Source organism: Xanthomonas sp. NCPPB 2922 (assembly GCF_041520885.1).
GTDB classification, from domain to species: Bacteria; Pseudomonadota; Gammaproteobacteria; order Xanthomonadales; family Xanthomonadaceae; genus Xanthomonas; species Xanthomonas campestris.
Genome location: NZ_JBGOFY010000010.1, coordinates 68,966 through 81,027, shown reverse-complemented (window position 1 = coordinate 81,027; position 12,062 = coordinate 68,966). Strand labels below are relative to the sequence as shown.

11 protein-coding genes and 1 other RNA gene are annotated in these 12,062 nt (G+C 65.1%); 6 read left to right on the top strand and 6 right to left on the bottom strand.

Annotated features, from left to right (window positions below; translation table 11 throughout):
• The first annotated feature begins 172 nt into the window (after positions 1 to 172).
• Positions 173 to 247: non-coding RNA, sX9 sRNA (locus ACD584_RS12775), on the top strand.
• A gap of 122 nt (positions 248 to 369) precedes the next feature.
• On the opposite strand, the gene ACD584_RS12770 is transcribed toward ACD584_RS12775, so the two are convergent.
• From ACD584_RS12770 to uvrA, 5 genes are all read right to left on the bottom strand, one after another.
• Complete coding sequence (locus ACD584_RS12770) at positions 370 to 876, bottom strand: putative signal transducing protein (RefSeq protein ID WP_011036344.1); 507 nt, start codon at positions 874 to 876, stop codon at positions 370 to 372.
• Between the two features lie 263 nt (positions 877 to 1,139).
• Positions 1,140 to 2,045 carry an acyl-CoA thioesterase II gene (tesB, locus tag ACD584_RS12765; protein ID WP_011036345.1) on the bottom strand — a complete coding sequence of 302 codons (906 nt, stop codon included), beginning with the start codon at positions 2,043 to 2,045 and terminating at the stop codon, positions 1,140 to 1,142.
• Between the two features lie 54 nt (positions 2,046 to 2,099).
• Positions 2,100 to 2,870, bottom strand: a complete 771-nt coding sequence (locus ACD584_RS12760; RefSeq protein WP_076036197.1) for an enoyl-CoA hydratase/isomerase family protein — start codon at positions 2,868 to 2,870, stop codon at positions 2,100 to 2,102.
• Positions 2,871 to 3,101: 231 nt separating this feature from the next.
• The gene (locus tag ACD584_RS12755; RefSeq protein WP_011036347.1) at positions 3,102 to 3,506 is read right to left on the bottom strand and encodes a thioesterase family protein; all 405 of its coding nucleotides are present in this window, start codon (positions 3,504 to 3,506) and stop codon (positions 3,102 to 3,104) included.
• On the bottom strand, positions 3,506 to 6,472 hold the full coding sequence (gene uvrA, locus ACD584_RS12750) for an excinuclease ABC subunit UvrA (protein ID WP_076036196.1): 2,967 nt from the start codon (positions 6,470 to 6,472) through the stop codon (positions 3,506 to 3,508). Before uvrA ends, ACD584_RS12755 begins: the two co-directional genes overlap by 1 nt.
• Before the next feature lie 292 nt (positions 6,473 to 6,764).
• On the opposite strand from uvrA, the gene rplU reads away from it, so the two are divergent.
• The 3 genes from rplU to obgE all read left to right on the top strand — a co-directional run bounded on the left by rplU (position 6,765) and on the right by obgE (position 8,660).
• A complete protein-coding gene (rplU, locus tag ACD584_RS12745; protein WP_005989959.1) occupies positions 6,765 to 7,085 on the top strand; it encodes a 50S ribosomal protein L21 in 321 nt (106 codons plus the stop codon).
• Between the two features lie 12 nt (positions 7,086 to 7,097).
• Positions 7,098 to 7,358, top strand: coding sequence for a 50S ribosomal protein L27 (gene rpmA, locus ACD584_RS12740; protein ID WP_011036349.1), 261 nt, complete (start codon positions 7,098 to 7,100; stop codon positions 7,356 to 7,358).
• A gap of 249 nt (positions 7,359 to 7,607) precedes the next feature.
• On the top strand, positions 7,608 to 8,660 hold the full coding sequence (gene obgE / locus ACD584_RS12735) for a GTPase ObgE (RefSeq protein WP_011036350.1): 1,053 nt from the start codon (positions 7,608 to 7,610) through the stop codon (positions 8,658 to 8,660).
• A 91-nt stretch (positions 8,661 to 8,751) separates the two neighbouring features.
• Here obgE and rpsT read toward each other — a convergent pair whose 3' ends face one another.
• On the bottom strand, positions 8,752 to 9,021 hold the full coding sequence (gene rpsT, locus ACD584_RS12730; RefSeq protein ID WP_002807888.1) for a 30S ribosomal protein S20: 270 nt from the start codon (positions 9,019 to 9,021) through the stop codon (positions 8,752 to 8,754).
• Positions 9,022 to 9,137: 116 nt separating this feature from the next.
• Here rpsT and murJ point away from each other — a divergent pair, with 116 nt between their 5' ends.
• Both murJ and ACD584_RS12720 read left to right on the top strand, forming a co-directional pair.
• The gene (gene murJ / locus ACD584_RS12725) at positions 9,138 to 10,730 is read left to right on the top strand and encodes a murein biosynthesis integral membrane protein MurJ (protein ID WP_076036195.1); all 1,593 of its coding nucleotides are present in this window, start codon (positions 9,138 to 9,140) and stop codon (positions 10,728 to 10,730) included.
• A gap of 237 nt (positions 10,731 to 10,967) precedes the next feature.
• Positions 10,968 to 12,056 (top strand): bifunctional riboflavin kinase/FAD synthetase, encoded by a 1,089-nt coding sequence (locus tag ACD584_RS12720; protein ID WP_011036352.1) that lies wholly within the window; start codon positions 10,968 to 10,970, stop codon positions 12,054 to 12,056.
• Positions 12,057 to 12,062: the final 6 nt, after the last annotated feature.

Genomic DNA, 12,062 nt, shown 5'->3' with positions numbered 1-12,062 from the left:
GGAATCCGTGTCCAGGTACCAGCATGACGCAGTTGCCTGGCGAATGTGACCGCTCGCTGCGTCAGCGCGTAAGCGTGCTGGACTGGTTCCCTGGAGCCGTTGCATTACTTGGAGCAGCTATAAAAACTACTGCGCAGCCGCCAGGCGGGCGCGGCCGGTGCTCGGAATCCTCATGTACGCCCGTACATTCCGGTTCCTCCGCGCCGTCCGCACCCATCTGACAGCTGCTCGCTACGTTTTGTTAGCCGCTCTTAGCTATGGTCGCCAGATCGACCGCGGCATCGTGGCCACGTCGTGCGATGACCAACGCTCACCACGATGCCGGACGAAGCGCATTGGCACCTGCGCGGCCGATTGGCCACGCGCCAATCAGCTGGCCGGCTGGATGCGGACCCGTGTCTGGTCTTCTTCCGCGGCGGGCGCTTGCGGTGTTTTTGCCGGCGCCGGTTGCGCTGCCGGCGTGGCCGCCGGTGCCTCGGGCGCGGCGCGGTGACGCATCACCACCACCATGGCCACGGCGCCGATCACCAGCAACAGCACCAGCCGGATCCGCCAGGCCCAGCTGCGCGCGCTGGTGCTTGAGCCGGTCTCGCCCTCGCGAAAGGTGTATTCCACGTTGGGCATGTCACGGCGCGTGGTGTCCAGCAGGCGCGCATCGCGCAACAGTTCGCGCGCACGTGGCTGGTCATTGGCGTGCACGATCCACACGGTTGGATGCGCCTGCGCATTGCCTTGTTCGAGATAGCTGAACTGGCCGCTGCGCTTGCTCTGGTAAGACCGGCCATTACTGATGCGGATCTCGATTCCGGCGTTGCGCAGCAGGTTGGCCACGCCCTCGGCGGTTTCGATCCGTTGACTGCTGAAAATCTTGCGCATTAGGGCGTGCCATCGATGTCTGTCGCCACTGCGCTGGGCGCGCAATTGCTTAGAACGGGAGAAAGAAAAGGGAAGGGCGGTGCACTACGTGCCACGTCTGCGCATAGGCGAATCCGCGGCAGCCCGCGGTTACCAACTACGGTTGTTGCGGCGATAGATGCGGCACTGGCCGGCCTGTCGCGCAACATCACTGCGCCAAGCGCTCCCCCGCTTGGACGTATCGCCCATGCAGTGATCATGGCCGGTTGCAGCGAGCACACGTGTCAGTCCTTGGCCGGCACGGCGGTGGCACTGCCGTCACGCACTACCCGGATCAACCCTTCCTGGGTGGTGCTGGCCACCAGCACGCCGTCGCGGGTGAAGAACTGCCCGCGCGCCAGGCCGCGCGAGCCCTGCGCGGTGGGGCTATCCAGCGAGTACAACAGCCAGTCGTCGGTGCGGAACGGGCGATGGAACCACAGCGCGTGATCGAGCGAGGCCATCTGCACGTTGGGCGTGTAATAGCTGATGCCGTGCGGAAACGTGGAAGTCCCCAGCAGCTGAAAGTCCGATGCGTACGCCAGCAGTGCCTGGTGCAGGCCGACGTCATCGCCCACCGGGTCGCTCAGGCGCAGCCACATCTGCTGGAAGGGCGGGCGCTTGGGCGGCTTGAGCTCGTCGCGCGGGAACACGTGGCGGAATTCGAACGGGCCGCCGCGCGAGAGCCAGCGCTGCACCTTGGCCGGCAGGCGCGCCAGCACCTCCGGTGCCAGCGGCGCGGTGGGTTCGATGTCCTCCGGCGGCGGCACCACCGGCATGGCCGACTGATGCTCGGCGCCGTCTTCGCGTTCCTGGAACGAGGCCGCGCAGAAGAAGATCACCTTGCCGTGCTGAATCGCGGTAACGCGGCGCACCGAAAAACTGCCGCCATCGCGGGTGCGGTCCACGTCATAGACGATGGGGTGGTCGATATCGCCGGCGCGCAAAAAATAGGCGTGCAGCGAGTGCGCCTGGCGGCCGTTCTCCACCGTGGCCTGGGCCGCGGACAGGGCCTGGCCCAGCACCTGGCCGCCGAACACGTATTTGGTGCCGATGTCGCGGCTCTGGCCACGGAACAGGTTGTCTTCCAGCCGCTCCAGCGAGAGCAGGCTGATCAGTTCGGAGACCACGGGTTCGGCATTGGCGGACAAGAGGCTGGCCTGAGCGTGCGACGGAGCACAATTATAGCGGCCCGCCTGTGCGTGCTATGCCTTTTGCAGGCGCGCCACCAGCCCATGCAGTGCGGCCTGCGCGTCCGGCGCATACCAGCCGTCGATGAAGCGCTCCAGCTGGATCAACTCTGGCGCCAGCGCCGCGCGCAGGTCGGCACGCGCCACCGCGCGGGTGGCCAGCATCGGTTGGCGCGGCAACTGCTGCAGGTCCTGCAGCCAGGCCACGGCGCGCGCGGTGACCAGCTCGCCATCCACCAGCTCGTCGACCAGCCCGATCTTGACTGCCTCTTCGGCCGGCACCAGCTGCCCGGCGATCAGCAGGCGTTCGGCGCGGTGCGGGCCGACCACGCGGCGCAACAGGCGCTGGATGCCTTCCGGCGCCGCCAGGCCGACCTGCACTTCATTCAGACCAATCGCGTACGGCCGCGCGGTATCGGCGCTGCGCGCCATCACCCGGTAATCGCAGCACAACGCCAGCACGCAACCGCCGGCCGGCGCGTGCCCGCCGATCGCCGCGACCACCGGCACCGGGCAGTGGGCCAGCGCGTTGGCCGCATCGAAAAACGCCGTCCAGCTCTCCAGCAGCGCGCCGCGGTTGGTGCCATGCGAGAGCAGATGCGGCACGTCCATGCCACCGGAAAAAATACGTTCGCTACCCGACAGCACCACGCCGTCGACCTCGCTTCCCACCTGCTGCACGGCGGCAGTCAGTGCCTGGCATAGCGCGGTATCCAGCGCATTGACCGGCGGGCGCGCCAGACGGATTTCGCGAAGACGGCCGTGGTCGAGGATCTGGATGCTCATGTGGGGCTCCTGAAAGTCGGCTCATGATAGACGGCCGTCGCTGCACGCGGTGAGTGCATGCAAGCGCGCTGCTGGATGCATTGCTGCTGCTGGCGCGCGCGCAAGCGCAGTGCAGCATCCAGCGCACGTGGGCGACAGCTGTTTCGCCGGGTGCGAGCAACGCGCAACTAAAAACGGCGGCTCCATAGAGAAGCCGCCGTGGTCATTCACCCGCGTCTGCGTTGCGCGCGATCAGCTGCTCGCGGCACGCACCGCATCTGGCAACGACGCGCTCTTGCCGGTCTGGGTATCGATCCACACCACCACGACGTTGCCGTCCGAATACAGCACGCCCTCGTCCTTCTGGTCGAGGATGCGGTGTCCGATGGTCACGCTGCTGCTGCCCAGGCGTTCGACGAACAATTCCACCAGGATGTCATTGGGCCATACCAACGGCCGCTTGTAGTTGACGTTGGTGGCCGCGACCACCGGTGCGATGCGATCGGTCATCGCCACGCCTTCCACGCCCAGCATCCAGCGCACACGCGCTTCTTCCAGGTAGGAAATGTATTTGGCGTTGTTGACGTGGCCCATGCTGTCCATGTCGCGCCAGCGCACGCTGATCGGAACGCGTGCAAGGATCTTGTGTTCGCTCATCAGCTTGCCTTCTTCTTCGCAGTCTTCTTGGTGGTGGTCTTGGCGGCCTTGGCCACCTTCTCCGGCTTGACCTTGCGCGGCGGGCGCGCATCAGGCTTGTTGGCCATCGCGGCCGGGCGGGTTTCGCGTGCCTTCACCGACGGCAGCATCTTGGCCAGGAACTGTCCGGTGTACGAGGCCTTGTGCGCGGCCACATCTTCCGGTGTGCCGGAGACCAGGATGGTGCCGCCGCGATGACCGCCTTCTGGGCCCAGATCCACGATCCAGTCGGCGGTCTTGATCACGTCCAGGTTGTGTTCGATCACCACCACCGTGTTGCCCTCATCGCGCAGCTTGTGCAGCACGCCGAGCAGCGCTTCGATATCGTGGAAATGCAGGCCGGTGGTGGGCTCGTCCAGGATGTACAAGGTGCGCCCGGTATCGCGGCGCGACAGTTCCTTGGACAGCTTCACGCGCTGTGCTTCACCGCCGGAGAGCGTGGTCGCGCTCTGGCCCAGCTTGATGTAGCTCAGGCCGACGTCCACCAAGGTTTCCAGCTTGCGTGCGATCGACGGCACCGGCTCGAACAGCCGCAGCGCGTCTTCCACCGTCATCTGCAACACGTCGCTGATGTTGAAGCCCTTGTAACGGATCTCCAGCGTCTCGCGGTTATAGCGTTTGCCATGGCAGACATCGCACGGCACGTACACGTCGGGCAGGAAGTGCATCTCCACCTTGATCATGCCGTCGCCCTGGCAGGCCTCGCAGCGACCACCGCGCACATTGAAGCTGAAGCGGCCCGGCGAATACCCACGTGCACGCGATTCCGGTACCTGCGCGAACAGCTCGCGCAGTGGAGTGAACATGCCGGTGTACGTCGCCGGGTTGGAACGCGGTGTGCGCCCGATCGGCGACTGGTCGATGTCCACCACCTTGTCGAACAGGTCCAGATTTTCGACTTCGCGATGCGGTGCCACCGTGTGCGATGCACCGTTGATCTCGTTGGCCGCCAGCGTGAACAACGTATCGTTGATCAACGTCGACTTGCCCGAACCGGACACGCCGGTGATGCAGGTCAGCAGGCCGGCCGGAATCTCCAGGTCCACATTTTTCAGGTTGTTGCCGGTGGCCCCGCGCAGATGCAGCATCATCTTCGGGTTGGGCTTATGGCGCTGCTTGGGAATCTCGATGCGGCGCTTGCCCGACAGGTATTGGCCGGTCAGCGAACGTGGCGACTCCAGGATGTCCTGCAGCGTGCCCTGCGCGCAGATTTCACCGCCGTGCACGCCCGCGCCAGGGCCGATGTCCAGCACGTGATCGGCCAGGCGAATGGCGTCTTCGTCATGTTCGACCACGATCACCGTGTTACCCAAGTCGCGCAGTCGCGTCAGCGTACCGAGCAGGCGCTCGTTGTCGCGTTGATGCAGTCCGATCGAGGGTTCGTCGAGCACGTACATCACGCCGACCAGGCCGGCGCCGATCTGGCTGGCCAGACGGATGCGCTGCGCTTCGCCACCGGACAGCGTGTCGGCCTTGCGTTCCAGGGTGAGGTAATCCAGGCCCACGTCGACCAAAAAGCCCAGTCGCTCGCCGATTTCCTTGACGATCTTGCTGGCAATCTCGCCGCGCCAACCCGGCAGCGACAATCCGCGGAAAAAGTTCAGCGCTTCGTTGACCGGCAGCACCACCAGTTCCGGCAGCGGGCGGTCGGCCACGAACACATTGCGCGCGGCACGGTTCAAACGCGTGCCGTTGCAGGCAGGGCAGGGCTGCTGGCTGACGTACTTGGTCAACTCTTCGCGCACGGCCGGGGATTCGGTCTCGCGGTAGCGGCGTTCCAGGTTCGGCAGGATGCCTTCGAAGCGATGCTTGCGCGTGGTGCGCCCGCCCGCGTCGGTGAAGTAGGTGAAGCTGATCACCTCATCGCCGCTGCCGAACAGCACCGCCTGGCGCACCTTGGCCGGCAGCGTGTTCCACACCGCATCCACGTCGAACTTGTAGTGCTTGGCCAGCGAGGCGATCAGCTGGAAATAATAGGCATTGCGCCGATCCCAGCCACGCACCGCGCCGGCCGACAGCGACAGCTCCGGATGCACCACCACGCGGTCCGGGTCGAAAAATTCGGCCACGCCCAGGCCATCGCAGCTCGGGCAGGCACCGACCGGCGCGTTGAACGAGAACAGGCGCGGTTCCAACTCCGGTAGCGAGTAATCGCAGACCGGGCAGCTGTACTTGGACGAAAACAGATGCGGCGCAGCAGTGGCATCGTCCAGCGACTGCACTGCGACCATGCCTTCGCCGAGCTTGAGCGCGGTCTCGAAGCTTTCCGCCAGCCGCTGCTTGATGTCTTCACGCGGGCGGAAGCGGTCGATCACCGCTTCGATGGTGTGCTTCTGGCGCAGCGCCAGCGGCGGCACCGCATCGATCTCGTACAACTCGCCATCCACGCGCACACGCACGAAGCCCTGCGCACGCAGTTGTTCGAACACCTGCGCGTGCTCGCCCTTGCGGTCGCGGATCACCGGTGCCAGCAGCATGTAGCGCTGCTCCGGGTCCAGCGTGAGCATGTGGTCGACCATCTGGCTGACGGTCTGCGCCTCCAGCGGGAAGCCATGATCCGGGCAGCGCGGCTGGCCCACGCGCGCGTACAGCAGGCGCAGGTAGTCGTAGATCTCGGTGATCGTGCCGACCGTGGAGCGCGGGTTGTGCGAGGTGGACTTCTGTTCGATCGAAATCGCCGGGGACAGACCTTCGATATGGTCCAGGTCCGGCTTTTCCATCACGCTGAGGAACTGGCGCGCATACGCCGACAGCGACTCGACGTAGCGGCGCTGGCCTTCTGCATAGATGGTGTCGAACGCCAACGACGACTTGCCCGAGCCGGACAGGCCGGTGATCACGATCAATTTGTCGCGAGGCAGGTCGAGGTCGATGTTCTTGAGGTTGTGCGTCCGCGCGCCGCGGATGCGGATGAAATCCATCGCCATGGGGGATCCGATGTCGGGCCGGCGAACCGGCAGTGGTGCGAGCGTGCTCAGCAGGAATGAGTGGCAGTCGATCAGCCTACCCGCCGACCTAGGTGAGGGCAATTGCCCCAAATGCCAGTGTGACCGAGCGCTTGTGGCGGCCGGATGATCCGTTTCACGGGGGTGATTTTGGCCTGCGGCGGCAGACCTGCTTGCGGGTTGACCCGAAACCGGCTAGGGCAGTACAATCCCGCTCCTGTCTGCCCCATGGGCAAGTCAGGCGACCATAATAACTACAGAGGAAAACCTGGTCATGTACGCAGTTCTGGTAACGGGCGGTAAGCAATACCGCGTCGCGCAGGGCGAAACGCTCCGCGTGGAAAAACTCGAAGTCGAAGCCGGCAACGAGATCAAGTTCGACACCATCCTGATGTTGGGTGATAGCGATGGCATCAAGCTGGGCGACGCGCTGAAGGGCGCTTCGGTCACCGCCAAGGTTGTGGCCCATGGCCGCGCCGACAAGGTGCGCATCATCAAGTTCCGCCGCCGCAAGCACCACATGAAGCGTCAGGGACACCGTCAGTACTACACCGAAATCGAGATCACCGGCATCGCCGGTGGCGACAAGAAGTAAGGAGAACCAGTCATGGCACATAAAAAGGGCGTAGGTTCCTCGCGCAACGGTCGCGATTCCAACCCGAAGTACCTCGGCGTCAAGATCTTCGGTGGCCAGGCCATCGATGCCGGCAACATCATCGTGCGTCAGCGTGGCACCCAGTTCCACCCGGGCGCCGGCGTCGGCCTGGGTCGTGACCACACGCTGTTTGCGCTGGTCAACGGCAAGGTGGAATTCACCACCAAGGGCCCGAAGAAGCGTCGCACCGTCAGCGTGGTTGCCGAGGCGTAATCGCCGCTTCATGCAGACCAGCCCGCACGGCAGTATTGCCAGGCGGGCGAGACGGAGAGCCCCGCTTCGGCGGGGTTTTTCGTTTGACGGCTGGGAATCGGGAGTAGGGAGTCGGGAATCGGAAAAGCCGGTTCTGCGTCCCATCGCGTGTTTCTACAGCCGTGCTGGCGGGTGTTTTCGCCGGCAGGAATCCGCCGCTTTTGCTGGCCGATTCCCCATTCCCTATTCCCCATTCCCGGTTGCAAGCCCATGAAGTTAGTCGACGAAGCAGAAATCCTGGTCACCGCCGGTAATGGCGGCAATGGCTGTGTCGGCTTTCGCCGCGAGAAGTTCATCCCGCTTGGCGGGCCGGATGGCGGTGACGGCGGCAACGGCGGCAGCGTCTGGATCGTGGCCGACGAAAACGTCAACACCCTGGTCGATTTCCGCCATGAGCGCGCGTTCAAGGCGCAGCGCGGCGAGAACGGCATGGGCCGGCAGGCCTATGGCAAGGGTGGCGAAGACCGCGTCATCGTGGTGCCGGTCGGCACGGTGGTGATGAACGTGCAGACCGATGAAATCATCGGCGACATGACCCAGCACGGCGATCGTCTGCTGGTGGCCAAGGGCGGCAAGGGCGGCCTGGGCAACATGCATTTCAAGAGCTCGGTGAACCGCGCGCCGCGCCAGTCCACCACCGGCGAGGAGGGCGAGGAGCGCCTGCTCAAGCTGGAGCTCAAGCTGCTGGCCGACGTCGGCCTGCTGGGCTTTCCCAATGCCGGTAAGAGCACGTTGATTCGTGCGGTTTCGGCGGCGACGCCGAAGGTGGCCGATTACCCGTTCACCACGCTGTACCCGAATCTGGGTGTGGTCAGCGTCGAGGCGTATCGCAGCTTCGTGATCGCCGACGTGCCGGGCCTGATCGAGGGCGCCGCCGATGGTGCCGGCCTGGGTACGCAGTTCCTGCGCCATCTGCAGCGCACCCGCCTGTTGCTGCATCTGGTGGACATTTCGCCGATGGACGGTGGCGTGGATGGCGTGTCGCCGGTCGATCAGGTGCGCACCATCGAGCGCGAACTCGAACGGCATGATCCGGCGCTGCTGGAAAAGCCACGGTGGCTGGTACTCAACAAGGCCGACCTGATGTTCCCGGAGGAGGCGCAGGCCGCCGCCGAGGCCATCGTGGCCGAGCTGGGCTGGACGGCGCCATGGTACCTGGTGTCGGCGCTGGGCCGTGATGGCACCTTCCCGATCATGAAGGATGTGATGGCCTTCTTCGATCGTCAGCGCGAGGACGAGCTCGAGGCGCGCAATGCAGGTTGAGCGCAGACAGGCGCCCACAAAAAACCCGGCCAAGGCCGGGTTTTCTTGTGCCATCGAAAGCCAGGCTTTCGATGGCGAACCTGCTGATCGCTTACGCGGCCTTGATGGCCTTGATGCGAGCGGTCAGGCGGCTCTTGTGACGCGCAGCCTTGTTCTTGTGAATCAGGCCGCGGGCGCTGAAACGGTCGAGGATGGGCTGAGCAACGGCGAAAGCAGCTTCGGCGCCTGCAGCATCGTTGGCGTCAAGGGCCTTGATCACCTTCTTGACGGCGGTGCGCAGCATCGAACGCTGGCCCGTGTTGCGCTCGTTGCGCACAACGGTCTGCTTGGCGCGCTTCTTGGCGGACTTGATATTGGCCACGGTGGTGGGTTCCTGAAAAATCGGTATGGTGGAAAAAGCAAGCGCGAAAGTATGATGGACCCAGATATGTACGTCAAGTCAGTTGTCAAGAGGGATTGCCCATGAGCACACCCCGCATGATGAGGGGGCTGCTCTCGTTTAGCAGTATGACCATGGTGTCGCGGGTGCTGGGCCTGATCCGCGACCAGGCGATCTCCACTACCTTCGGCGCCAACGCGGTGACCGACGCGTTCTGGGTGGCGTTCCGGATTCCGAACTTCCTGCGGCGCCTGTTCGCCGAAGGCTCGTTCGCCACCGCCTTCGTGCCGGTGTTCACCGAGGTCAAGGAGACCCGGCCGCACGCCGACCTGCGCGAATTGATGGCGCGCGTCTCCGGCACCCTGGGCGGCATGTTGCTGTTGGTGACGGCGCTGGGGCTGATCTTCACCCCGCAGCTCGCTTCGGTGTTCTCCGATGGCGCCGCGACCGATCCGGACAAGTACGGCCTGCTGGTGGATCTGCTGCGGCTGACCTTTCCGTTCCTGCTGTTCGTTTCGCTGACGGCCCTGGCCGGTGGTGCGCTGAATAGCTTCCAGCGGTTTGCGATCCCGGCGCTGACCCCGGTGATCCTCAATCTATGCATGATCGCCGGCGCGCTGTGGTTGGCACCGCGCCTGGACGTGCCGATCTTGGCGCTGGGCTGGGCAGTGCTGGTGGCTGGTGCGTTGCAACTGCTGTTCCAGCTGCCGGCGTTGAAGGGTATCGACCTGCTCACGCTGCCGCGCTGGGGCTGGCGTCATCCGGACGTGCGCAAGGTGCTGACCTTGATGATCCCGACGCTGTTCGGCTCATCGGTGGCGCAGATCAACCTGATGCTGGACACGGTGATTGCTGCGCGCCTGAGTGACGGGTCGCAGTCGTGGCTGTCGCTGGCGGACCGCTTCCTGGAGCTGCCGCTGGGCGTGTTCGGTGTGGCCCTGGGCACGGTGATCCTGCCGGCGTTGGCGCGGCATCATGTCAAGACCGACCGCAGCGCGTTCTCCGGGGCGTTGGACTGGGGTTTTCGCACTACCTTGCTGATCGCGATGCCGGCGATGCTGGGCCTACTGCTGCTGGCCGAGCCGCTGGTGGCTACCTTGTTCCAGTACCGCCAGTTCACCGCGTTCGACACCCGCATGACTGCGCTGTCGGTGTACGGGCTGAGTTTTGGCCTGCCGGCCTACGCGATGCTGAAAGTTGTGCTGCCAGCGTTCTATGCGCGGCAGGACACCCGCACTCCGGTGCGTGCGGGCGTGGCGGCGCTGATCGCCAACATGGTGTTCAACTTCGCGTTCCTGGCCGTGCTCTACCAGGTGATGGTGCCGGCGGAATTGAAGGCGCAAGGCGTGATGCAGGCGCTCGGCAAGCAGCCCGGCCTGCATCTGGCACTGGGCATTGCCAGTGCGCTGTCCAGTTATCTCAACCTGGGCCTGTTGTGGTTCTGGCTGGGCAAGTCCGGCGTGTATCAGCGCCGGCCGGGCTGGGCAGGCTATGCGGCGCGGCTGCTGGTGGCCTGTGCGGCGATGGTGGTGGTGCTGTTGGGCCTGCTGTGGTGGTTGCCGTCGTTCACCGAGATGGACAAGTGGCAGCGCATCGGCTGGCTGGCGGTGCTGGTGGGCAGTGGCGGGCTCACCTATGTAGTGGCGCAGTTGGCACTGGGGCTGCGGCCGCGGCATCTGCGCGAGCAGTGACGCCGCGAAGGGGCTTGGACGCTGGAGGCTTGCGTGCCGGAGATGGGTGTCGCTCCTCACGCGGCCGGGGCGACCCGGCACACGCTGCGCGTGCGCCGGCTGCCGGTCGATTGGCAAGCCGGGCGGACGTCCCCATCTCAGCTGCCGGGGCCATGCGATTTGTTGCGCGCGGCTATACTTGACGGTTATGCATGATCGAGGGCTGGCCCGCAGGCTGGCGTCGCTTTGGAACGAGGAATGAGCAGGCTGTTTAGAGACGTCGAGGGCGGGACGCTGTTCCCGCACGGAAGCGTGGTCTGCATCGGTGCCTTCGATGGCCTGCACCTGGGTCATCAGGCGCTGGTGCGCCATGCGGTCGAACGTGCGCGTGCGCTGGGCGTGCCGGCGGTGGCGGTGAGTTTCGAGCCGTTGCCGCGCGAGTTCTTCGCCAACGACACGCCGCCGCCGCGCCTGACCCTGGCCCGCGCCAAGATCGAAGGCTTGTACGGCTTTGGTGCCGATAGCGTCGGCATGATCCGGTTTGATGGCCGGCTGTCGGCGATGAGCGCGCAGGACTTCGTCCGCCTGGCATTGGTGGGGCGCCTGTGCGCACGCGAAGTGTGGATCGGCCCGGAGTTCCGCTTCGGCCATCGGCGTGGCGGCGACATTGCGCTGTTGCGTGCCCTGGGCGAGCAGCACGGCTTTGCTGCCGGCGAGATTGCGCCGGTGCATCTGCGCGGCGAGCGCATCTCGGCAACGCGCATCCGGGAACTGCTGGTGGCCGGTGAATTTGCCCATGCCGGCGAATTGCTCGGCCGGCCGTACGCGATCGGTGGACGTGTGGTCCGCGGCAAGCAGCTTGGCCGCACGTTGGGGTATCCCACCGCCAATCTGCGGTTTTCCCGCACCCCGGCGCTGTCCGGCATCTATGCCACCTGGGTGCATGGCGTGGCCGCGCAGCCATGGCCGTCGGTCTCCAGCTTCGGTACGCGGCCCACGGTTGCGGGGATCGAGCCGCTGCTGGAAGCGCACCTGTTCGATTTCCAGGGCGACTTGTACGGGCGCCACATCGCTGTCGAATTCGTCGCCAAGCTGCGCGATGAAGAAAAGTTTGATGGCTTGGAAGCGCTGACCGTGCAGATGCATCGCGATGCCGAGCAGGCGCGCGCCGTGCTTGCCACGCATGCGCGCACGCATTCTTTGCCGCAGCAGGCCGATGCACAGCACGCCGATGCACCTTCGACGCAGACAGCTACGCACATGTCTGCAGAGACCTCACCTGCGAGCCCCTCGCAAAGCCCTGCGCACGCCCGTGCGGACGGTTCACATAACGCAGCGCAACGGTAGATTCCC

Coding starts and splice junctions, on each gene's coding strand:
- murJ (WP_076036195.1), top strand. CDS start 9,138: ATGATGAGGGGGCTGCTCTCGTTTAGCAGTATGACCATGGTGTCGCGG.
- ACD584_RS12770 (WP_011036344.1), bottom strand. CDS start 876: ATGCGCAAGATTTTCAGCAGTCAACGGATCGAAACCGCCGAGGGCGTG.
- ACD584_RS12720 (WP_011036352.1), top strand. CDS start 10,968: ATGAGCAGGCTGTTTAGAGACGTCGAGGGCGGGACGCTGTTCCCGCAC.
- obgE (WP_011036350.1), top strand. CDS start 7,608: ATGAAGTTAGTCGACGAAGCAGAAATCCTGGTCACCGCCGGTAATGGC.
- uvrA (WP_076036196.1), bottom strand. CDS start 6,472: ATGGCGATGGATTTCATCCGCATCCGCGGCGCGCGGACGCACAACCTC.
- rplU (WP_005989959.1), top strand. CDS start 6,765: ATGTACGCAGTTCTGGTAACGGGCGGTAAGCAATACCGCGTCGCGCAG.
- ACD584_RS12755 (WP_011036347.1), bottom strand. CDS start 3,506: ATGAGCGAACACAAGATCCTTGCACGCGTTCCGATCAGCGTGCGCTGG.
- ACD584_RS12760 (WP_076036197.1), bottom strand. CDS start 2,870: ATGAGCATCCAGATCCTCGACCACGGCCGTCTTCGCGAAATCCGTCTG.
- rpmA (WP_011036349.1), top strand. CDS start 7,098: ATGGCACATAAAAAGGGCGTAGGTTCCTCGCGCAACGGTCGCGATTCC.